Origin of the sequence: Myxococcus sp. MxC21-1 (assembly GCF_032612255.1) — a bacterium.
Classification (GTDB): domain Bacteria; phylum Myxococcota; class Myxococcia; order Myxococcales; family Myxococcaceae; genus Myxococcus; species Myxococcus virescens.
This window is the reverse complement of the sequence record NZ_CP123278.1, coordinates 490,309-510,782: the sequence shown is the minus strand read 5'-3', so window position 1 is coordinate 510,782 and position 20,474 is coordinate 490,309. Positions and strand designations below refer to the sequence as shown.

The 20,474-nt window shown below is 68.4% G+C and carries 17 protein-coding genes and 6 pseudogenes; 14 read left to right on the top strand and 9 right to left on the bottom strand.

Annotated elements, in window-relative coordinates; all coding sequences use genetic code 11:
• Nucleotides 1-5 precede the first annotated feature (5 nt).
• The 6 genes from QEG98_RS02430 (at nucleotide 6) to QEG98_RS02405 (ending at nucleotide 4,228) form a co-directional block, all read left to right on the top strand.
• On the top strand, nucleotides 6-524 hold the full coding sequence (locus QEG98_RS02430; RefSeq protein ID WP_090486728.1) for a YbhB/YbcL family Raf kinase inhibitor-like protein: 519 nt from the start codon (nucleotides 6-8) through the stop codon (nucleotides 522-524).
• 168 nt (nucleotides 525-692) lie between these two features.
• Nucleotides 693-1,295, top strand: a complete 603-nt coding sequence (locus QEG98_RS02425; protein ID WP_316565597.1) for a PAS domain S-box protein — start codon at nucleotides 693-695, stop codon at nucleotides 1,293-1,295.
• Nucleotides 1,280-1,894 (top strand): hypothetical protein, encoded by a 615-nt coding sequence (locus tag QEG98_RS02420; protein ID WP_316565596.1) that lies wholly within the window; start codon nucleotides 1,280-1,282, stop codon nucleotides 1,892-1,894. Before QEG98_RS02425 ends, QEG98_RS02420 begins: the two co-directional genes overlap by 16 nt.
• A gap of 21 nt (nucleotides 1,895-1,915) precedes the next feature.
• Nucleotides 1,916-2,959 (top strand): GAF domain-containing protein, encoded by a 1,044-nt coding sequence (locus QEG98_RS02415; RefSeq protein WP_316565595.1) that lies wholly within the window; start codon nucleotides 1,916-1,918, stop codon nucleotides 2,957-2,959.
• Nucleotides 2,917-3,318, top strand: coding sequence for a two-component system sensor histidine kinase NtrB (locus tag QEG98_RS02410; RefSeq protein WP_316565594.1), 402 nt, complete (start codon nucleotides 2,917-2,919; stop codon nucleotides 3,316-3,318). The genes QEG98_RS02415 and QEG98_RS02410 overlap by 43 nt, the downstream gene beginning before the upstream one ends.
• Nucleotides 3,319-3,370: 52 nt before the next feature.
• Complete coding sequence (locus QEG98_RS02405) at nucleotides 3,371-4,228, top strand: hypothetical protein (protein ID WP_316565593.1); 858 nt, start codon at nucleotides 3,371-3,373, stop codon at nucleotides 4,226-4,228.
• 15 nt (nucleotides 4,229-4,243) lie between these two features.
• Here QEG98_RS02405 and QEG98_RS02400 read toward each other — a convergent pair whose 3' ends face one another.
• Genes QEG98_RS02400 through hemL form a run of 3 tightly spaced genes read right to left on the bottom strand, consistent with a single transcriptional unit; the run spans nucleotide 4,244 to nucleotide 7,513 of the window.
• Entirely contained in the window at nucleotides 4,244-4,621 is a 378-nt protein-coding gene (locus tag QEG98_RS02400; RefSeq protein ID WP_316565592.1) for a hypothetical protein, read from the bottom strand.
• Nucleotides 4,621-6,171 carry a serine/threonine protein kinase gene (locus QEG98_RS02395; RefSeq protein WP_316565591.1) on the bottom strand — a complete coding sequence of 517 codons (1,551 nt, stop codon included), beginning with the start codon at nucleotides 6,169-6,171 and terminating at the stop codon, nucleotides 4,621-4,623. The genes QEG98_RS02400 and QEG98_RS02395 overlap by 1 nt, the downstream gene beginning before the upstream one ends.
• Nucleotides 6,172-6,217: 46 nt before the next feature.
• A complete protein-coding gene (hemL, locus tag QEG98_RS02390) occupies nucleotides 6,218-7,513 on the bottom strand; it encodes a glutamate-1-semialdehyde 2,1-aminomutase (protein WP_090486741.1) in 1,296 nt (431 codons plus the stop codon).
• Between the two features lie 290 nt (nucleotides 7,514-7,803).
• Between hemL and QEG98_RS02385 the strand changes: the two genes are divergently transcribed.
• From QEG98_RS02385 to rraA, 4 genes are all read left to right on the top strand, one after another.
• Nucleotides 7,804-8,790, top strand: coding sequence for a hypothetical protein (locus QEG98_RS02385; protein WP_316565590.1), 987 nt, complete (start codon nucleotides 7,804-7,806; stop codon nucleotides 8,788-8,790).
• Nucleotides 8,787-9,872: a hypothetical protein gene (locus QEG98_RS02380; protein WP_316565589.1), complete on the top strand. Its 1,086-nt coding sequence runs from the start codon at nucleotides 8,787-8,789 to the stop codon at nucleotides 9,870-9,872. Before QEG98_RS02385 ends, QEG98_RS02380 begins: the two co-directional genes overlap by 4 nt.
• Before the next feature lie 94 nt (nucleotides 9,873-9,966).
• Nucleotides 9,967-10,944, top strand: coding sequence for an aldo/keto reductase (locus tag QEG98_RS02375; RefSeq protein ID WP_316565588.1), 978 nt, complete (start codon nucleotides 9,967-9,969; stop codon nucleotides 10,942-10,944).
• Nucleotides 10,945-10,959: 15 nt separating this feature from the next.
• Nucleotides 10,960-11,457 carry a ribonuclease E activity regulator RraA gene (rraA, locus tag QEG98_RS02370; RefSeq protein ID WP_011550525.1) on the top strand — a complete coding sequence of 166 codons (498 nt, stop codon included), beginning with the start codon at nucleotides 10,960-10,962 and terminating at the stop codon, nucleotides 11,455-11,457.
• 30 nt (nucleotides 11,458-11,487) lie between these two features.
• Here the strand turns inward: rraA and QEG98_RS02365 are convergent, their stop codons facing one another.
• From QEG98_RS02365 to QEG98_RS02340, 6 genes and pseudogenes are all read right to left on the bottom strand, one after another.
• Nucleotides 11,488-12,450 carry a hypothetical protein gene (locus QEG98_RS02365; RefSeq protein WP_316565587.1) on the bottom strand — a complete coding sequence of 321 codons (963 nt, stop codon included), beginning with the start codon at nucleotides 12,448-12,450 and terminating at the stop codon, nucleotides 11,488-11,490.
• A 429-nt stretch (nucleotides 12,451-12,879) separates the two neighbouring features.
• Nucleotides 12,880-13,347, bottom strand: coding sequence for an NUDIX hydrolase (locus QEG98_RS02360; protein WP_316565586.1), 468 nt, complete (start codon nucleotides 13,345-13,347; stop codon nucleotides 12,880-12,882).
• A gap of 1,189 nt (nucleotides 13,348-14,536) precedes the next feature.
• A pseudogene (locus tag QEG98_RS02355) lies at nucleotides 14,537-14,998 on the bottom strand (IS5 family transposase); the annotation flags it as partial.
• Between the two features lie 133 nt (nucleotides 14,999-15,131).
• Nucleotides 15,132-15,311 (bottom strand): annotated as a pseudogene (locus tag QEG98_RS02350) (transposase); the annotation flags it as partial.
• A gap of 172 nt (nucleotides 15,312-15,483) precedes the next feature.
• On the bottom strand, nucleotides 15,484-15,963 hold the full coding sequence (locus QEG98_RS02345) for a transposase (protein ID WP_316565585.1): 480 nt from the start codon (nucleotides 15,961-15,963) through the stop codon (nucleotides 15,484-15,486).
• Complete coding sequence (locus QEG98_RS02340; protein ID WP_316565584.1) at nucleotides 15,942-16,571, bottom strand: hypothetical protein; 630 nt, start codon at nucleotides 16,569-16,571, stop codon at nucleotides 15,942-15,944. The genes QEG98_RS02345 and QEG98_RS02340 overlap by 22 nt, the downstream gene beginning before the upstream one ends.
• A gap of 163 nt (nucleotides 16,572-16,734) precedes the next feature.
• Here QEG98_RS02340 and QEG98_RS02335 point away from each other — a divergent pair.
• From QEG98_RS02335 to istB, 4 pseudogenes are all read left to right on the top strand, one after another.
• Nucleotides 16,735-17,486 (top strand): annotated as a pseudogene (locus tag QEG98_RS02335) (IS21 family transposase); the annotation flags it as partial.
• Nucleotides 17,487-17,548: 62 nt separating this feature from the next.
• Nucleotides 17,549-18,777 (top strand): annotated as a pseudogene (locus QEG98_RS02330) (IS3 family transposase).
• 20 nt (nucleotides 18,778-18,797) lie between these two features.
• A pseudogene (locus QEG98_RS02325) lies at nucleotides 18,798-19,664 on the top strand (Mu transposase domain-containing protein); the annotation flags it as partial.
• Nucleotides 19,661-20,424, top strand: a pseudogene (gene istB / locus QEG98_RS41565) (IS21-like element helper ATPase IstB). The pseudogenes QEG98_RS02325 and istB, both read left to right, overlap by 4 nt.
• Nucleotides 20,425-20,474: the final 50 nt, after the last annotated feature.

The window sequence follows — 20,474 nt, the reverse complement described above, 5'->3', positions numbered from 1 at the left end:
ACTCCATGCCGAAGCCGCTCGTGCTCACGTCCCCCCGCTTCAAGGACGGCGACCTCATCCCCATTGCCTACACCGGCGAGGGCGAGGACATCTCACCGCCGCTGCAATGGACGGACATGCCCGCCGGGACGAAGAGCCTGGCCCTCATCGTGGAGGACCCGGACGCGCCAGACCCGCGCAATCCCCAGATGACCTTCTCCCACTGGGTTGTCTACAACATCCCACCTTCGGCCCAGGGCCTGCCGGAAGGCGCCACGCCGGACGTCCTCCCGGAGGGCGCCCGCCAGGGTCAGAACGACTTCCGCCGCCAGAACTACGGGGGCCCCATGCCGCCCGTGGGCATGCACCGGTACTACTTCCGCCTGTTCGCCCTGGACACGGTGCTGCCGGACCTGGGCCGCGCCACGCGCACACAGCTCCGGGAGGCCATGGAAGGCCACATCGTGGGACAGGCGGAGCTCATCGGCCTGTACACCAAGGTCCACCACCGCGGCGCGGAGTCCCCCGGGGCCACTCCCGCCTGATTCTGCTTGGGCGACAGCCACCCTGAGGACACGGGCTCGGCTGCCCTGCGCGGCCGGGCCCGTTCTAAGTACAAGCCGCAGGGCTGGCACCGGGATGTGGGCTGGTGGGCGAAGCGGCGGGTCAGCAATTTCGCACGGACTGGCAGCGGTGGAAGAGTCAGGCCTGCCGTGAAAACCGCCGCCGAAATCGGGGCAGCCTACGGCCCCTTCGATGCGATGTCCGTGGGTGTCTGCGTCGTCCGTGACGGCCGCTTCGTCTATGTGAACGAAGCGCTGGTGACGATGTCGGGCTACCCGCGCGAGGGCGTGCTGGGTGAGCCCGCCACGCTCCTCGTCTCGGCGGAGAGCGCAGCGGAGCTGGCGTCCCGCCATGCCCGTCGCAAGCGCGGCGAGCCCGTCCCCACCACGTACGAGACGATGCTGCGCACCACCGAAGGGGAGCGGCGGGTGGAGCTGACCGTCATCCCCAGCGGCACGGAGTGGGTGGTGCTGGTACGCGACGTGTCGGCGAGGGCCCGGCGCCGCAGCGTGCTCCAGCGGCTGGCCGAGCTGGGCGCGAGCCTGCCCTCCCTGCGCACCGAGGGCGAGGTGCTGCGCAGGATGTTCTCCAGCGTGGAGGAGCTGGGACTTGGCTGCGCGTGGCTTTCGCCAGACCGGCTGGGCGTCCGGCTGGGGCAGACGTTCGTGCCGCCCGGCATGGTGCCCACGGAAGCCGCGGCACTGAGTGGCCGCTGGGTACGGGATGTGGTGGGCCAGTGGCCTCCCTGCTGAAGCGCGCCTGGCGCGACGGCGCGGCCTATACAGACGAGTTGCCCCAGGAGGCTGAGTGCTTCCTCCGAGGCGCCCGGGGCGTGCTGGTTCGCCAGGGCATCCAGCGCGCCGGGCAGACGCGCGCCATCGCGGTGCGCATCGACGTGGAGGGCCAGCCCCGGGCCATGCTCGCGCTGGTGGCGGACTGGCTGCGCGAAGAGGAGCTTCCACCCGTGCGCCTCTTCGGCGCGCAGGTGTCCGCGGCGCTGGACGCGGCGCTCACCATCTCCCGCCTGTCCGCGCAGAACACGGCGCTGGCGGCGCTCAACCGCCTGGCCTCGGTGACGGCCTCCGCGCCGCACCCCCAGGCCCTGTTCGCTCCGGGGACCGACGAAATCGCCGGGCTCCTGGGTTGCGACGCGGTGGCGGTGCTCCTGCCAGCGGACGACGGCGAAGTGGAGCTCGCGTACTCGAGCGGCCTGGACACCGCAGGCGCGAAGGACTTCACGCGGCGCTGGCGGGATGGAAACCTGTGCCTCCAGGCGCAACAAGAAGGCATCCCACTGGAGCGCGAGGTGGAGTCCTGTCCGGACGACCTGAGCGAGGAACTGCGCCGGTAGGGCTTCCGCACTGTGGTCGTCGTGCCCTTGCGGGTGCGCTCGCGGGGCGTGGGCACCCTGTCCGCCCTCTTCCGGGAACGGCGGCCCCTGACGCCGCTCGAACGAGAGACGTTGCAGGCCATGGGCAGCCACTTCGCGGCGGCCATCGAATCCCACCGGCTGCTGCATGAGCTTCGTGGCCGCGCCGAGGACCTGGCGCTGCTGCACGAGGTGGCCAAGGCGCTGGCGGCCACCCTGGAACTGGACAAGCTCCTGCACATTGGCGCCACCAGCCTGGCGCGCATCGTGGACACGTCGGATGCCTACGTGTTCCTGCCGGATGCCTCGGGAGAACGGCTCCAGCTTCGCGCGATGACGGGAGGCTCACCCGAGCTTCAAGGGCCCGCCCTGCCACTCCTCCCGGCCGATGCGTCACTCGCGTCGGTGGCGTTCCACACGCGCGAGGTGGTGATGGTGGAGGACGCCCGCTCCGACCTGCGCGTCAACGAGGAGGTGCGGCGCCTGCCCGGTGCCCGAGCATTCCTGGTGCTCCCCCTGGTGGTCCACGAGCGCCCCATGGGCGTGATGATGGCGGTGGAGACGCGGCGGCCACGGCGCTTCACGCTCGCGGAGGTGGAGCGAGCCAGCGCCATCGCCAACCAACTGGCGCTGGCCCGCGAGGGCGCGCGGCTGGTGGAGGACCTTCAAGCCAGCTACGTGGAGCTGGCCCGGACGCAGGCCCAGTTGGTGCGCCGCGAACGGCTGGCCGCGCTGGGCGAGCTGTCCGCCGTGGTCGCCCACGAAGTGCGCAATCCACTGGGTGCCATCTTCAACTCGGTGGCGTCCATCCGCCGCATCGTCGGGCCGGACAGCGCGGCGGTGCCGCTGCTGGACATCGTCGGGGAGGAGTCGGACCGGCTCAACCGCATCGTCGCGGACCTGCTCACCTTCGCGCGGCCGCCCGCGCCGCATCCCTATGCCGTGCCGCTGTCCCCCTGGTGGAGGACGCGGTGCGAGGCGCGCTGGCGGAGGCACCGGGCCAGGTGCGCGTGGAACTGGACCTGGCGGACGATGTCCCCTCTGTGACGGTGGACGAGCGGATGATGCGTCAGGCCTTCCTCAACCTCGCCATCAACGCCGTGCAGGCCATGCCTCAGGGCGGCATGCTGCGCGCGAGTGTCCGGCGCGCGACGGGGACTCCCGAGGTCGAAGTTCAGTTCGTGGACAGCGGGCCGGGCATCTCCCCCGACGTGCGGGCGCGCATCTTCGAGCCCTTCTTCACCACCAAGGCCAAGGGCACCGGCTTGGGGCTGGCAGTGGTGAAGCGCATCATCGAGTCGCACCAGGGCCGGGTCGCGCTGGAATCCCTGCCGGGCCAGGGCACCACCTTCCGGCTCTATCTCCCGCTGGACACCTCCGCCGCAGCGATAAGCGAAGGCTGGTAACGCACTTGAAGCTCACGCGTCCGGGGCGCAAATCCCTTCGCGAGGAGCAGAAATGCACCGCCATGCCGCCGTCCTGGGAGTCCTTCTTTGTCTGAGCACCTTCACCGTCCAGGCCCAGACGCCCACAGCTCCGGACGAGCCTCGGGTGCAGCTGAAGCTCGTGGGAGAGCTGGGCTTCCTGGACGTGCTGGCGCACAGCATCCGCCAGGGCAGTGACGGCACCCTGTTCCGCTACACGGACGACGGCGGACAGGACAACCTCTACAACTTCATGCGGCTGTCGGCGGAGCTGACGTTGAAGGGCCGGCACTCGGTGGTGTTCCTCTACCAGCCGCTGGCCATTGACACACAGGTGGTGCTCAAGCGGGACGTGCGCATCGACGCGCTGGACTTCCCCGCGGGCACGCCGCTGGACGTGAGCTACAGCTTCCCCTTCTATCGGGCCAGCTATCTGTATGACCTGCTGTCCGGTCCGGACCGCGAGCTGTCCGTGGGCGTGTCGCTCCAACTGCGCAACGCGAACTATGTCTTCACCTCCGCGGACGGGACGCTGCGGCGGACCGCGCGGGACGTGGGGCCGGTGCCGCTGCTGAAGGTGCGCGGACGGTGGGGACTGGGTGGTGGCTGGTGGCTGGGCTTCGAGGCGGACGGCAGCTACGCGCCCACAGCCATCATCAACGGCGACAGTGACTCCAACACCACGGGCGCGCTGCTGGACGCGTCCCTGCGCGGTGGCGTGCGCCTCACCGACAAGGTGGATGTGTTCCTCAACCTGCGCTACCTGGGCGGCGGCGCGCGGGGCACGTCGGACGACAACGAAGACGAGTTTGGCGACGGCTTCACCAGCAACTGGATTGATACCGCCACCCTCAGCCTGGGCTTCAGCTACCGGCTGCCCTGGGGAAGCTGACGCCCGCGGCTGGCTTCAGGCCAGCGCCCAAGCCAGCGCGAGCCCCAGGGCACACGCGCCCGCGCAGAGCCCCGCGACGAGCCAGGGACGACCACCGCGAAGCCCTGTGCCGAAGTCCTCCTCGGGCTCTGGCACGGGCAGCGCTTCATCCCCCGTGATGGCGCGCACCAACTCCTGACGACGGGCCTCCACCGCCGCGGCATCCACCGCTTGGGAGATGTCCACGCCGAAGCCCACCTGTGTCTCGCGGGTGGCTCGGCGCAACTGCGCGGCCTGGGGCGGCAAGGGCTGGAGCGCCCTGGCGGGATTCACCTCCGTCACGGTGACATCCTCGGACGCGGCGGCACGGGCGCCCTGGCTTCGGCTGGCCTCCGCCCGTTCGAGCGCGACCATCAGCTTCGCCGCATCGACGGCTTCGGTGGCCGCCGCGTCTCCGCCCAGGCTGGCTCCGGAGTTCGCGGCCCCAGGGACCACCTCGGACTTCGACGCCACGCCAGCGTCCGCCGCCATCCGGGCACGCTCGGGCTGAACGACCGTCGGCTCCTCGTCCGCACCGAGTGGCGCGCTCGCGACCGGACCTCGCGATGGATGGACGACGGTGGCCTCCCCTCCACATCGAGGTGTGCCCGTTCGCCGCCGGGAAGGCCCCGTCGCGCTCGCGAGGCTCCGCCCTCCACCACGGTCGCCTCGTCCTCCGTCCCGTACAGCGCGGTGACGCGAGGCGCATTGGCAGCGCGAGGCACCTCCGGCGCCCTTCCAGGAATCCCTCGCACCGTGACTTCAAGTTCATCCGCGTCATGCGCTGCCTTCGCTGGCGTGCCTCGCCCAGAGGTATCCGGCGCGGCTGGGACATTCGCATCAGGCTCGTGGGCGGACGGCGGCGCCTTCGAAGTCTCAGCGTCGCCACGCTCGGCCGGGACGTAGTCCTCGGGCGCGTCGATGCCTTCGTGCTCGAACGCGAGCGCGGTGGGTGGAGCGAGCACGGTGGCCAACGCGGGCTCGGTGAGCGCGCGGGAACGCGGCTCCCGCAGCAGTTCGCGGAGCACGAGCTCCTCCGCCTTCTTCTCGCGGGGGAACGCGGCCGCGATGAGGCGCGCGACATCCGCATCCCCCACGTTGGGCGCCAGCTTCGCCTTCATCCGCGCCAGCTCCGCGCCCATGGCGGCCGCGTCCGGGAAGCGATTGTCAGGCTCGGAGGCCAGCGCGCGCATCAGGAACGCATCCACGCTGGTAGGCACGCCCTGCCGGACGCTCCCCGCTGGCTCCCACTGGGGGTATGCCGCGCGCCGCCACCGCTCCACCGGGTCGCCCCGCTGCGCCAGGGGCTTCCACGCGAACAACTCCCACAGCAGCGCGCCCACCGCGTACACGTCCGCGCGCCGGTCCACGAAGCGCTTCCGCGCCTGCTCCGGTGCCATGTACGTCAGGTTGCCAATCACCACCCGGGGCGCCGTCTGCTGCTCCTTCAGCGTGGACTGCGCCGCGCCGAAGTCGATGATTTTCACCTCGCCCGCGTAGCTGATGCACACGTTCGCGGGAGACAAGTCCCGGTGGACCAGGTGCAGCGGATTGCTGAACTCGTCCGTCGCGTCGTGCGCGTACGCCAGGCCCTCACAGAGCCGCTGGCCCAGGTGGAGCATGATGCCCAGCGGCAGCGTCCGCCCGAGCTGCCGCAACCGGTACGTCAGCCGGCTGAGCGTCTTGCCCTGCACGTACTCCATGGACAGGTAGAGCTGCCCTTCCACCTCGCCCATGGCGTACACGCGCGCGATGTTCGGATGGTGCAGCCGCACCACGACGCGGGCTTCATCCCGGAAGCGTCCGGCGAACTGCGGGCTCGCCATGAGCTGCGGGAGGACCTTCTTCACCACACAGGCACGACGAGGCGCCTCCTCACGCGCGAGGAACACCTCTCCCATCCCCCCGGCGCCGATGCGGCGCACGAGGGTATAGGGACCGAAGCGAACGGGCCCCTCGAGGGGCGCGGGCTCAACCGGTCTTGCCAAGCGAACGGAAGGCCTTTCTCGCCGCCGCGAGGACGTGCGCGACTTCCGGCTCGCCAATGGCCAGCGACACGAACGCCGCCTCGAACTGACTGGGCGGCAGGTAGACGCCTTCGTTCAGCATGGCGTGGAAGAACTTCCCGAAGCGCGCCGTGTCCGCCTTCTTCGCGCTGGCGTAGTCGTAGACGGGCTCACCGGTGAAGAACACCGTGAGCATGCTGCCCACGCGGTTGACGGTGACGGGCACGTCCGCGGCCTTCGCCTCCGCGAGCAGGCCGACCTCCAACATGCGGCTGACCTCCTCCAGCCGCGCGTAGGTGCCGGGGGCCGCCAGGGCCTTGAGGCACGCCAGGCCCGCCGCCACCGCCACCGGGTTCCCCGACAGCGTGCCGGACTGGTACACCGGGCCCGCGGGAGCCACCTTCTCCATGATGTCGCGGCGGCCACCATACGCGCCCATCGGCATGCCTCCGCCAATCACCTTGGCCATGGTGGTGAGGTCCGGCTTGAGGCCGTACAGCTCCTGCGCGCCGCCTCGCGACAGCCGGAAGCCCGTCATGACCTCGTCCAGCACCAGCAGCACGCCGTGCTTCTGGCAGAGCGCCTGCAGCCCTTCGAGGTAGCCCGGCTTCGGCACCAGCACGCCCATGTTGCCCACCACCGGCTCGATGATGGCGCAGGCGATGTCCTGGCCATTCTCCGCGAAGATGCGCTCCACGGCGGCCAGGTCGTTGAAGGGCGCCGTGAGCGTGAGCTTCGCCAGCGCCGACGGCACGCCCGGAGAGTCCGGCAGGCCCAGCGTCTCCACGCCACTGCCCGCCTTCACCAGGAACGGGTCTCCCGCGCCGTGGAAGCAGCCTTCGAACTTGAGGATGTGCTCGCGGCCGGTGAAGCCCCGCGCGACGCGGATGGCCGCCACCGTGGCCTCGGTGCCACTGGAGACCAGGCGCACCATCTCCACCGCGGGCATGGTGGCGCAGATGAGCTCCGCGAACTCCACCTCATCCGCATGCGGCGCGCCATAGGACGAACCCCGGCGCGCGGCGTCGATGATGGCGTCCAAGATGGGCGGATACGCGTGGCCCAGGATGAGCGGTCCCCAGCTCCCCACGAGGTCGACGTAGCGGTTGCCGTCCACATCCGTGAGCCAGGCACCTGCGCCTTCACGGAAGAAGACAGGGTCGCCGCCAACGCCTCGGAAGGCGCGCACCGGGGAATTCACTCCGCCGGGGATGCGAGCCTGCGCGCGAGCGAAGAGAGCCTGACTGTGAGCGTGGTTCATGGCTCGTTCCATAACATGCGGCACGAGGCAGTCTGTGTCCCCGCACGCCCGCTCCCATGTCCCCCGCTTCTTCGTGCCGTCGTCGACACATTATGGACAGTCTCAGGCAGTGCGGAAGAAACCGTCTTTCTTGTAAATCTGACTAAATTGGATGGTTTCAGCGACGCATCGTCCGGGGTTCGACACGCGCCATGCCCGCCTCCCCTCCCCACAGCCAGGCCCTTCGCACACGAGTCCGAGGCTGGGCCCGCGCGCTCTGGCCGTTCCTCGTGTGTGGCATCACCCCCGCCATGGCCGCCAAGCCGCCCCTCCAACGTCTTCCACGCCTCACCTGCCGCGCGGGCTATTTGGACTTCGAACAACGTCACGGGCTGCCGACGGTGCGAGCCGCCATCCAGCAGGCCCTGGCGCAGAACGACGCCGCCGCCCTCACCTTCCTCACCGAGCGGATTCCGGAAGTCCTGGGTGAAGACGCTCAGGCCGCGCTTCAGGTGCTCGACTGGGCTGACACCGCACCGGCGCCCGAAGCCTCCGTGCTGCTGACGGGCCTGCGTGAAGCCTCCTCGGTGAGGGATGCACGGGTGGCCGAGGGGCTCCTCACGATGGCGGAGCAACACGCATCCATCGACCACCGCGCACAGGCGCTGCAGGCACTGGAGACACAGGCGCGCTTCGGCGCCCCTGCGCAGGACCGGCTGATGGCGTTGGCCAGGAGAAGCACGGCCCCTCAGGGCGTGTCCCTGCTCGCGGTGAGAACCCTGGGCAGGGTGATGAAGAACGACTTCCAGGCAGGAGGCTCGGAGGAGCCCTACCTCACTCGACTCCTGACACTTGCGCGGGAGTCCGAGGACCATCACATCCGCGCCCTGGCGGTGGAGCTGGCCGCATCCTTGTCCGTGCGACTGGATGCGCGGGCCGTGGAGCAATTGGCCTGGGTGCTCGAAAATGACTCAGACGCCAACGTCCGGGAGCTGGCGGCCCTGGCATTGTCCGATGGCCGCGACACGCGCGCGGTGCTGAATCACTTCAGCGCCGCGTTCCCTGGAGAGCAGCGCCTGTGCGCGCGTTGGGCGCTCCTGCGATACACGCTCCGGGCCGGTGGCGCCGAGGCCCTTCCCCAAGTGCGAGACTACTCGAAGCAGGACCGCCGATTCGTTCGAGACGTCGCCGACTTCCAGGCGCTCTACGACGCGGGACACGTGGACTTCGACCGGCTGTGGCTGAACAAGCGCGTGTATCACCGCTGCCCTGAGGACGTGGAGGCCCTGACGCCATGAGGAATCCGAGTGGAAGGTTCGGCTGGGTCCTCCTCGCCGGGGCGTTGGGCGCAGCCGTGGTGGGCACACGCCTCTGGCGTGCTCCAGAAAGGAACACCGCCCCTGTCCTCGATGCCTCGACGCCGCAGGCTGCTGACGCCGGACATTCGACGCTCCCGCCCCTGCCCGCCCATGCGCAGCCGCTGAAGGAAGTGCCGTGCGAGTTCACCGCGCTCCTCGCGGAGTATCGCCAGGGCCACGCCTCACCGGCGTACCGGCGTTACGTGCGAGAACAACTCCGCGGACTCGTGGAGTCCCTGTCCGAGGACGTGCATTGGCAGCACCTCAGCAAGGAGCAGGACGCTGACGTGCTGGCCTTGCTCTCCGACACCTGGGTGCTGCGCTACGCGCTGGATGGACAGGCCCGCATCCTGGAGCGGTTGGTGGACCGCGCAAGTGAGACACCCGACGCGCGCCTGCGTGCCGTGTTGATTCGTTCACTGCAACAGACGGGGGAGCCCTCCACCCAACTGTTGGGTATCCAGGTCCTCAAGGGCCGAGACGTCTACCGCGACTGGGTGACGGACGCAGCGCCAGAAGTCCGCGCGGCCGCGGTGGAGAACTTCCGGGAGGAAGCCGCTCGCAACGCCGGGCGCTACCGCGTGGTGGCGGAGCGAGCGGTGTCGCTGGCCACGGTCGCGGAAGACCCGGCCACGGCAGCGGGACTCCTGGGCGCGTCTTCCATCGAAGCGGTGAGAGGACCGTCCGTGGCGCAGGTCCGTACATTGCTCCAGTCAGCGCAGTCCCCCGTCGTGCGTGCCGCGGCTGCACGGGCCCTGGCGACCTCGCCCGTGGCAGAGCTCTCCGCGAGCCTCGATGCACTCGGCGCCCGCTACAGCGCCGAACCTGAGACGAGCGTGCGCGAGGCGCTGCTGGAATCCATCTCCCGGCTGGGACTGAGCCGCGCCGTGCCCGTCCTCGAGCGGCTCCGTGACACGAACGCCGCGGCTCGAGACGAAGTGAATCCCTGGATTGCACTGCTCGCGGAGCATCCCCAGCGGTGGGAAATGCTCGATACCACACGGCGACACTCTCGCCGATGAACGGGGGCATTTTGACCTGCACCCTGCTTCGGGACGCGTTAGCTACGCCGGCCACGGCCCGCGGGCCTACCACTCACCGAGGGAGCGACAGGCAATGCCCCAGACAAAGCTCGAAGCACGCAAGGCGCTCGGAACCACCGGCCTTCAGGTATCCCCCCTGTGCCTGGGAGGAAACGTCTTCGGTTGGACAGCCGACGAGGCGACCTCGTTCGCGGTGCTCGATGCCTTCGTCGACAACGGCGGCAACTTCATCGACACGGCGGACGTCTATTCGAGCTGGGTCCCCGGCAACCGCGGCGGCGAGTCAGAGACGCTCATCGGCAAGTGGCTGAAGTCGCGCGGCGCTCGGGAGCGCGTCGTCATCGCCACCAAGGTGGGCTCGCAGACGGAGCTGGGGAAGGGCCTGGGCCGCGAGCACATCCAGCGCAGCGTGGAGGCCTCGCTGCGCCGGTTGCAGGTGGACGTCATCGACCTCTACTACGCGCACTACGAGGACCTGGACACGCCAGTGGAGGAGACGATGGGGGCCTTCGACGCGCTGGTGCGCGCCGGCAAGGTCCGCGCACTGGGCACCAGCAACCACTCCCCGCAGCGGCTCACCGAGTCGCTGGAGGTGTCCCGCCGCAACAACCTCGCCCGATACGCGGTGCTGCAACCGCACTACAACCTCGTCGAGCGCAAGAACTTCGAGTCTTCGCTCCGGGGCATCTGCGAGCGGGAAGGGCTCGTGGTGGCGCCCTACTTCGCGTTGGCCTCGGGCTTCCTGACGGGCAAGTACCGCAAGGACCAGCCGCCTCCAAAGTCGGCCCGCGCCGAAGGCGTTCTGAAGCAGTATGGAAACGCGCGCGGCTGGGCGGTGATTGATGCCCTAGAGGCCGTGACGCGCCGGCATCCGGGAGCGAACTTCGCCCAGGTCGCGCTCGCGTGGCTCGCGGCTCAGCCCACCATCGTGGCGCCCATCGCGAGCGCGACATCCGCCAGCCAGACACAGGAACTGCTGGGTGCGTTCACGTTGCAACTGACGGAGGAGGACCTCCGCGCCCTGGACGTTGCGTCGTCCCGCGAGGCCTGAGAAGGCTCGAAGCCCATGAGCACGTTCACCGACTTCAAGACGGCCGACCTCTGCGATGCCCACGCGGGCACGCCGCGGTTCCAGATTGCCGAGCCTGGGTTCCAGGACTACGGCGGCGTCCGGACCTTCGCGGGTCCCATCAGCACGGTGCGGGCGCCCGAGGACAACTCCCTCGTGCGCAAGGCCTTGGAGGAGCCCGGCCAGGGCCGGGTGCTGGTGGTGGACGGCGGAGGCAGCCGCCGCTGCGCGCTCGTGGGAGACCAGCTCGCGTTGCTCGCCCAGCAGAATGGCTGGGCGGGCGTGGTGGTGAATGGCTGCATCCGAGACGCCGAGGACGTGGGCCGCATGCGCATCGGCGTCAAGGCGCTGGGCACCCACCCGCTCAAGAGCCTCAAGCGCAACGAGGGACAACGTGACGTGGAGGTCCGCTTCGCCGGAGTCACCTTCCGCCCCGGCCACTACGTCTACGCGGACCTGGACGGCATCGTCACCTCCGAGTCGCCCTTGGGCTGACGCCAGGGGCCCCGGGCGGAAGTGCTGACACTACCCGCGTTGCCACCACTTCCGCCGCGCGGCCCTCACGTCGGACCAGTCCACCAGGCAGTCGTGCACGTTCTCCTGGCCGCGTTGGGCGTCAGGCATGTCCCCTGACTCCACGCGCGAAATCAGCTCCGGCAGCCGCTCGTAGAACGTGGGCGAACGGTACTGGGGATGCAATGTCCACAGGCCCGGCGCGGCGCCCAGGAAGTCCAGCCGCCACAAGCCGCGACGATTGAGCCTCCGGGTGACCAGGTTCTCCGGCTCGCGGTACGGCGGATTGCCCGCGCGCAAGGCACGCAGCACGTGAATGGGCGGCGCCAGCTTCGCCTGCAGCGGGCCTACCCGGCGCACCAGTGCATCGCGGTCCACGAAGAAGGCCCGGCTGCTGAAGCGCCGGAAACGGAACGCATGGGAGCCCTGTGCATCGGGCTCGTACCAGCGACTGTCTCCCGCAATCGTCCCGTCCGCGCGCGGCGGGCCCGACAAGGGACTGCAGCTCACCAACTCCTCGCGTGACGCGAGCTGCGCGGCCGCCTCCGCCATCCAGGCGCGCGACGCTCCGCCGATGAGCATGTCCGCATCCAGGTGCATCACGTGCGGGTGCTTCGCCGCCGCGAGCCCGAAGAAGTAGGAATGGAAGGGCCCGCCGCGCGAATCCTTCATGGGCAGCCGGGAGCCTCCGAAGAACTGCTCGGAGAGTGCCTTCGTGGCGGCGGGGGAGTAGTCCACCTCCACCAGCCGGATGCGCGGGTCCGCCGAGGACAGCTCCGACAGCAGCGCGTCCATCTTCGGCTTTCGCTCCAGCCACGCACCCGCGAAGCGGCTGCCCTGACTGCGGTGCAGGTCCAGCACGAGCAGCACCTCCTGCACGGAGGGCCCGAGCTGGCGCAACTGATGCGGAAGGATGAGGCGCGCGTGCGGATAGTCCGTGGGCGCGAGGTTGATTTGCAGGGTGACCGGGCTCACGGAGTGTCCAGCAAGAGGGAGGTCGCGTCATCCATGACGGAGTGGCCCTCACTTGCCATACCCACGGTGCACCAGACAACTGAAGGAGGAGTGGTCCTGGCAGGAGTCGAACCTGCGGCCGGTCGGTGCGCAAACCCAGCAGAGTCGCGCCCTTACCTCGCATCCGCTCTGGGAACCCCAGATTCGACTCCCGTCAGGGCCCCCGACGTCCCGCCCTGTTCCAGCGCGTTCCGCAGGGTCATGCGACATACGTGCAACATGGCGGGGCCTGGCAGAGACGGTCTTCAGCCCGCGTAGAGAGGGGCCGAGTTGCGATGGCTCGGCCCCTCTTGTTTCTACAGTTGAGGCCATGGAGTGTGGACGTAGCGCTCGCGAGCCTGACAGGTATGCGGCACCTCCCTCAGCGGATTGCGAGGCCGCCGCTATTGGTCACGCTTCTTCGTCGGGGAGGAGTGTCCTCAGAAGATCGTCGTCAGGACCGAGCGGGCGCCAGCCGGTGGGCGGGGGATTGGCGAGAAGAGCATTCCCTACCCGGTCAACGCGAGCCCTGTGGGTTACTGGGGTGTAGGCGAACCACGACCCGAGCCCCAGCGCAACATCTCCACGGGTTGCATCATCCTGCACGTCCGGCCAGCCATTCGGGAACCTCTCGGCCAACTCGCGCACGAGGACGTCACGAACCAAGCGAGTGACCTGCTTGCGCTGCTCCGCCTCGTACAGCAAGCCGCTTAGAATCTGCACGGCAGCAACGTCGTTGCCAAGCTCGTCGGCCAGGGCATACAGCGGAATGGCAGGGCGCGCTTCGGCAAAGGCGATGAGTGAGCCGAAGCCCCGTTCACGCACCCTCTCGTACAGTCGCGCCTTGATGTCGCCCCGCCACGCCTCTCCGCTGCTCATCGCCCTCTCCCGGGAGTGAAGTTCATAGTGGAGTTGCCCCCGTCAAATCGGACAGCTCAGGGGTGAGAGTTAGCAGTACGGAACTCGCGGGGTGACTTCATCATCAGTCGTGGGTGCTGTTGAGCTTGCCAGTTTGGCGCGCAAGCAGCAGAGCTGCGGCTTTCAGGATCCGGTACCTCCGCTTGGGTTTCGCCCACGGCCGCCTGTCGGAGGCAAAGCACCAGTTCAGCACTACCGTGACACAGCGATAGCCATAGCTGGCCCACTCTGCGGCGACGGCACCACCCCTCCTCCGTAGGGCCTCGACAGTACGCTTGAACTAGGGCTGCGCCGACTGGGGACCTTTGAAGCGGCAGACTGCACTCGGAGGACAAGGTCGCTCCTAGAGACGCCCAGGGTCTCGACCACCGCTTCCACCGAGTACCACCGTTAGGCGGCAAATCGGGCAGTGCGGCCCGCTTTTGTGGAGCGTCAACGCCAACGCCCCCTCCTGAATCTCGATCTCCAGCGTCTTCTTGCCCGGCAGCCGCTCCAGCCCCCTCTCCCGAGGCCGCAACCGGGTCACCGCAGATTCGAAACGCCCCCTTCGCATGGACCTCGCCCTCCTCCGCCTGCCGCCTCCAGTGAACAACAAGCTCGACGACAGTCAATAGTGACGGTCTTCGAAGAGCTACCCTGCTCCGCACCTTCCTCTTCCGCTAAGCGGCGTCAAACCGACGACATCTGGGACGAGCCAGTTGGCCCCTCTCACTCCGGCTACATTCGTAACCAACTCTCCTGTGCGTTGGGGCCCTGTCCAATAGAAATGGGGCTACCCCCCAGGCCACATGGTGCTGTTGCATAAGACAGCCATCAAAGTCAGGACGTACCACACCCGGGGCCGCGCACCCTGGGTAGGTGTGCACCCAAGAGGGCTGCACAGACCGTCTACCGAAAGGGAGTATCCATTGAGGAGCCCCGCCAGAACGCCTCGCCATTCTACGGGCCCCTATCCCTCTGGCACTCTCCTCAGTTAGACTTCGCTTAGGCGCCCCCTCATCATGAACGGTAGCCTCCCGCGGCTCAGCAGCACGCCACTCCGCAGCGATTGTGCGTCTGACCACATGAGAGCAGCCTGAAGGAACTTGCCCCGGGCCCCAAAGCAGGCGCAGCACACGCCAATTGAGGTCAGGAGTGACTAGAGGTGATCTCAGAATTGCCTCAAGAGGATGAGGATGCAGCCGAGGTGGAGGAAGCCGAGGAAGTTCTCCACCTTCACCTCGTAGCGGGTGACGAGACGACGGAAGTTCTGAAGCCAGGCGAAAAGCCGCTCTACCTTCCAGCGGCGGCGGTATCGACGCAGCTCACGTTCATCCTGAGTCTTCGTCTTGCGCCCTCGACGGTGCGGGGCAATCAGCTTCACTCCCCGCTGGTGCCACAGTCGCTCGTCGAGTTTATCAGCGTCATAGGCCTTGTCGCCGATGAGCCGCTCGGGAAGCTCGTCGATGAGGCTCTCGTCGAGCGTAGCTTCGAGGAGCTTGGTTTCGTGGGGAGAAGCGCTTGCCGCGCCAATGGCGAGAGGAAGACCAGCGCCGTCTGCAGCTGCCATGACCTTCGTCCCTTTGCCCCGCTTCGTTTTCCCGACGCAGGGCCCCCTTTTTCGCCGAGGCGAAGTACGCGTCGACGAAGCCTTCCTCCAGGTCGAATCCTCCGCGCTCTTTGAGGTCCAGGGCCAAGGCTCGCAGGACGGCGCGGAAGGTACCGTCCCTTACCCAGCCCTGAAACCAGCGGTGGACCGTCTTGTAGGGCGGATACTTCTCCCGCGGCAGCTCGCTCCATTGGGCCCCGGTGCGCAGAATCCACAGGATGCCGGCCCACAGCGCCCGTGAGGGCGTGGGCGTTCGCCCAGGCCGGTCCTCCCGCTTCAGCTTCCTCGCGGGGAGTAGCGGCTCAATCAGGCTCCACTGTTCATCAGTCAGGTCCACCGGTCAGCTTCGAACATGGCCATCCCCTCCATGTCGATCAGCGGCCTGAGCATCGCCCCCTTGCCTGCTCGCCCAATTCTGAGACCACTTGTAGGAGTCTGTGGCGGTAATGAGGCAGGAGGCGAGCGCGGACGAGGTAGGCGGCTGGCCGCCTGATTGAGGCAGCCCGCCGCTAAGCGACCACCGCGTGGAAGAGCTTGAGGAGGTTGTGGGTGGCGCAGATGAGAGCCCACTCCTCCCGGGCCGCCTTCAGGCCCCGCCGCAGCAGGGTTCGGATGCCGCGCGCCTCTTTGATTTGGCCGAAGACGGGTTCCGCAATCGCTTTGCGCATTCGATACACCTCCTTGCCTCGCTGCGTCGCCAGCTTCCGGGCCATCCGCGCCTTCGGGGTGAGTCCCGCAGGCGGACGGCCTCTGACTTTCGGTGGCGCTTCTCCGTGCTTCTGGCGGCCCGTCGCAATGTATGGCTCGACGCCCACCGACTCGAGCCAGCGCACATTCTTCGCGGAGAAATAGCCCGCGTCCGCGCTCAGCTTCCGGGGCACCTCGTCGAGGTGCTCGGCCACCCGGTCCACCAGCGCCGGCAGGTGCTCGGCGTCCGGAGGCTGGTTGGTGAGGGCTTGGGCGACAATCACCTGGTGCGCCGAGTCCACCGCCGCCTGCGCGTTGTAGGCCTGCTCGAAGCTTGTGCCCTCTTCATGATTCGGCTGTCCGCGTCCGTGAAGTTGCGCTGCGCTTTGGGCGTCGGCTTCCCCTCGGCCGTGTGGGGCACCGTGTGGCCTGGCAAGTCCTGGGCGGGCGGCGGGGGCTCGTCGTCGTCATCATCCTTGCGTTTGCCTGCTTCCGCGGCAGCCTTGGCTTCGGCCTCCAGCGCCTGCCGGGCCTCGCGGATGCGTTGCAGACGCGACTGCGCGCGCCGCAGCTCCTCGGGGAGTTCATCGCCCCGCTTGCCCGTGCCGTGCCGGGCATCCTCCTCCGCGTCGACGGCCTCCGCCTGCGCCAGCAGTTCCTTCACCTGCCCACGCAGCTTCTCTTCCTCCCTCTGCATCCGCTCGTAGCTCATCGCCTTGTGCTTGCTGGCGTTCGCCTTCAGCTTCGTGCCGTCCAGCGCCACGTGCCCCAGCTTCACCAGCCCCGCCCTCGCGCACAGCTTCAGCATCTGCACGAAGAGGTTTTCGAAGTGCGCCCCGTGCCGGCGCCGAAACTCTGAAATCCTCGAGTGGTCCGGGGACTGGTTCGCCGCCAGGACGCGAAAGGCCACGTCCTCCCGCGTCTTCCTCTCAATCTTCCGAGACGACGTCACCCCTGTGCAGTACGCGCCTCAGTGGTCACCCAAAACCGGCCAATGAAGGTCCCCTGAAAACCGGCCAATGGGGAGGGCCGAGACGTTGACGCCTGGGTAGGACGTGGAGTCCGCCCGGGGGATGGGCAACGTCTTGAGCGACGAGAAGAAGCAGCAGGTCATCGCCCTGGGGCGGTTGGGTTGGAGTCTGAGACGCATCGAGGACGCGACGGGGGTGCGCCGTGAGACGGCCAGCGGCTACCTGAAGGCCGCGGGCGTGGGCATCCGTGCACCGCGTCGGTGGGGCAAGTCAAAACCGGCCAATGAGGGGACCACCGAGGCGAGCGCGGCGAGCGAGCCTGCGGCCGAGGCCGCCGGAGCAAAACCGGCCAATGAGGGGACCACCGACTCCATGCCGCGCAGCCGAGCCGGAGTCCGGCACGTATCGGCGAGCATCGTCGCGCCCTACGTCGAGCTGGTGCGGCAGCGGATGGAGGTGGGCCGCAACGGACGCGCCATCTACGAGGAGCTCGTCGACACGCAGGGCTACACGGGCAGCTACATCAGCGTGCGCCGCTTCGTCCGGGCATTGCGCGACAGCCAGGGCCCGGAGGCCAAGGCCGTCATCCACACGGCGCCGGGCGAGGAAGCCCAGGTGGACTATGGGGAGGGGCCCATGGTGCGCCACCCGGAGACGGGGAAATACCGGCGCACGCGCATGTTCGTCATGACGCTGGGCTACAGCCGCAAGTCGGTGCGGCTGTTGTGCTGGAAGTCCTCCAGCCGCGCGTGGGCGCAGCTGCACGAGGAGGCCTTCCGTCGGCTGGGGGCGTGACTCGCACGGTGGTGCTGGACAACCTGCGTGAGGGCGTGCTGGCGGCCGACGTGTATGAGCCAGCTGGTGTAGCCCCCTGAAGAGTCGGACAGGCTCGTTCGGCTAGAAAGCGAGTCTGACGATGGAGAAGAAGACCCAAGAAGGAGCCCCGGAGGGGGCGGAGAAGGGCAAGCGCCGTCGGCGGTACTCAGCGGCGGAGAAGCTGCGCCTGGTGACCGAGAGTGAGGCGCCGGCAGCAGCGTGTCCCTGGTGGCACGGAAGTACGGCATCAGCCCCAGCCAGTTGTTCCGCTGGCGGCATCTGAAGGAGGCGGGCGGCGTATCCGGGCTGCAGGCCGGGGAGGCCGTGGTGCCCGAGTCCGAGGTGCAGGCGCTCAAGGCGCAGGTGCGTGAGCTCCAGCGGCTTTTGGGCAAGAAGACGCAGGAGGCGGAAGTGCTCCGGGACGCGGTGGAGTTGGCCCGCGAAAAAAACTACTGTCGCCCGCGGCCTTGTCCAAGCTGGGAGGCATTCTGTGAGCGCGGTGGCCCGGGCCCTCGGCGTGGCCCGCTCCACCCTGCACCGGCCCCTGGGCCCTCGGGAGCCCCGCAACCCAGACGCCCATGTTGACGCCGAGGTGCTGGAGGGACTCAAGGCCGTCGCTCAGGAGCGCGCCACGTACGGCTACCGCAGAGCCTGTGCCCTCCTCAACCGGCAGCGCCGGGCGGCGGGGAAATCGCCCGTCAACCACAAGCGGGCCTACCGCCTCATGCGCGACGCCCAGCTCCTCCTGCAGAGGCACACGGGGAAGCCGACACGCACCCATGAGGGCACCATCATCACGTTGAAGTCCAACCTGCGTTGGTGCAGCGATGGCTTCGAAATCCGCTGTTGGAACGGCGAGCGCGTCCAGGTGGCATTCAGCCTCGACTGCTGCGACCGGGAGCTCATCGCGTACCGTGCGTCCGCCGAGCACCCCACCGGCCTCACCATCCAGGATTTGATGGCCGAGACGGTGGAGGCCCGCTTCGGCCCGGGCACCTCGAGGGTGCCACACCCGGTGGAGTGGCTGTCGGACAACGGGCCCGTCTACACGGCCACGGACACCCGCGATTTCGGCCGGAGCCTCGGCCTGCTGGTATGCACCACGCCCGCCTACTCCCCGGAAAGCAACGGCATGGCCGAGGCTTTCGTGAAGACGTTCAAGCGTGACTACGTGTACGTCAATGAGTTGCCCTCGGCTCCCCACGTCCTCGCCCAGCTGCCCGCCTGGTTCGACGACTACAACCGCTGCCACCCTCATCGAGGATTGAAGATGATGTCACCCCGCGAGTTCCGTACTGCTAATTCCCAAGCCTGAGCTGTCCGATTTGACGGGGGCAACTCCACCAGCCCTCAATCCGCTCTTCCGGGACGTGCTGGCCCACTACGCATGCACGGCCCTGCCGGCCCGAGTCCGCCACCCGGACAGGAAGGGCAAGGTGGAGTCCGCGGTGGGCCACGCGCAGCGCACGCCCCTCAAGGGCCTGCGCTTCGAGTCGCTGGAGGCCGCCCAGGCCTACCTCGACGCGTGGGAGGCGAAGTGGGCGGACACCCGAATCCACGGCACCACCAAGCGCCAGGTGGCGGCCATGTTCTGCGAGGAGCGTCCGCACTTGCAGCCCCTGCCCGTCGAGCCCTTCCGGTACTACGCCTACGGCGAGCGGGTGGTGCACCTGGACGGACACGTCGAGGTGGACGGCGCGTACTACTCGGTGCCCCCGGGCCACATCGGCCGCAAGCTGCACGTGCAGTGGGACAGCCTCCATGTCCGCCTGCTGCTGCCCGCCTCGGGGCAACTGCTCCGGGAGCACACCCGGGCCCCTCGCGGCCACCACCGCACACGCGAGGAGGACAGGCCTTCCCACGCGCCGCGCACCACCGTGCAACTTCTCGAGCGCGCCGCCAGGGCTGGACGCAGCGTCGCCGCCCTCTGCGCCGAGGTGCACCGCCGAGAAGGTGAGACGGGCACCCGCCGCATCCTGGGCGTGCTGTCCCTGGCGAAGAAGCACGGCGCCGCTGCCCTGGACGACGCCTGCGAGGTGGCTCTCGAGGTGGGCGTCCCCACCTACCGCTTCGTGCGCCGCTACCTCGAAAGACGCACGCCCACTCCCGTCACCCTGCGCCAGGTCGACCCGCTCATCCGCGAGCTCACCCACTACCGCGACGTCATCGCCCGTCTGACTCAACCCACCCCTCACCCAGGAGACACCGAGACATGAATCTCGTCGAAATCACCCGCGCCCTCACCACCCTGCGCCTGTCCGGCATGGCCCAGGCCGTCGAGGCTCGCATCCTCCAGGCGCAAGCCGAGAAGCTCGCTCCGCTCGACTTCCTCTCCGCCCTCGTCAACGACGAGTTGACTCGCAGAAGCGACAGCTTCATCCAACGCCGCCTCAAGCAGGGCGCCTTCCGCGACGCGGGAAAGACGCTCGACGGCTTCGACTTCGACTTCAACAAGAAGATGAATCGCCGCCTCGTCTTCGAGCTGGCCACCGGCGGCTTCGTGGAGCGACGCGAGGACGCGCTCTTCCTCGGCCCTCCAGGCACCGGCAAGAGTCACATCGCCCAGGCCCTCGGCCGCGCCGTCATCCAGTCCCAGGGCCACCGCGTCCTCTACCGCGAGGCGCACCACCTGCTCGAGGAGCTCGCCGAAGCAAGCCTCGAAGGCACCCGACGCCAGAAGCTCGATGCGCTCACCGGCGCGCCTCTGCTCATCATCGATGACCTCGGCATGCGCAAGCTGCCGGCCACCGCCGCCGAGGACCTGCTCGAGCTCATCATGCGCCGCTACGAGAAGGCCTCCACCCTCATCACCTCCAACCGGCCCGTGGAGGACTGGGGAAGCTCCTGGGCGACAACGCCGCCGTGGCCGCCATGCTCGACCGTCTGCTCCACCATGCTCACGTCGTCCAATTCGGTCCCCGCAGCTGGCGCACCAAGGGGGCCATGGAGTTGCGGACCTCCGAGTCCGCGGGGTAGGAGTCCTCCTGTCTCGGTCCTCTTCCTTTGGCCGGTTTTGAAGGGACCCT

Excerpts from the sequence above, each read along its gene's own strand:
- QEG98_RS02405 (WP_316565593.1), top strand. The coding sequence starts at position 3,371 with ATGCACCGCCATGCCGCCGTCCTGGGAGTCCTTCTTTGTCTGAGCACC.
- QEG98_RS02430 (WP_090486728.1), top strand. The coding sequence starts at position 6 with ATGCCGAAGCCGCTCGTGCTCACGTCCCCCCGCTTCAAGGACGGCGAC.
- QEG98_RS02375 (WP_316565588.1), top strand. The coding sequence starts at position 9,967 with ATGCCCCAGACAAAGCTCGAAGCACGCAAGGCGCTCGGAACCACCGGC.
- QEG98_RS02360 (WP_316565586.1), bottom strand. The coding sequence starts at position 13,347 with ATGAGCAGCGGAGAGGCGTGGCGGGGCGACATCAAGGCGCGACTGTAC.
- QEG98_RS02385 (WP_316565590.1), top strand. The coding sequence starts at position 7,804 with ATGGCCGCCAAGCCGCCCCTCCAACGTCTTCCACGCCTCACCTGCCGC.
- hemL (WP_090486741.1), bottom strand. The coding sequence starts at position 7,513 with ATGAACCACGCTCACAGTCAGGCTCTCTTCGCTCGCGCGCAGGCTCGC.
- QEG98_RS02400 (WP_316565592.1), bottom strand. The coding sequence starts at position 4,621 with ATGGTCGCGCTCGAACGGGCGGAGGCCAGCCGAAGCCAGGGCGCCCGT.
- rraA (WP_011550525.1), top strand. The coding sequence starts at position 10,960 with ATGAGCACGTTCACCGACTTCAAGACGGCCGACCTCTGCGATGCCCAC.
- QEG98_RS02380 (WP_316565589.1), top strand. The coding sequence starts at position 8,787 with ATGAGGAATCCGAGTGGAAGGTTCGGCTGGGTCCTCCTCGCCGGGGCG.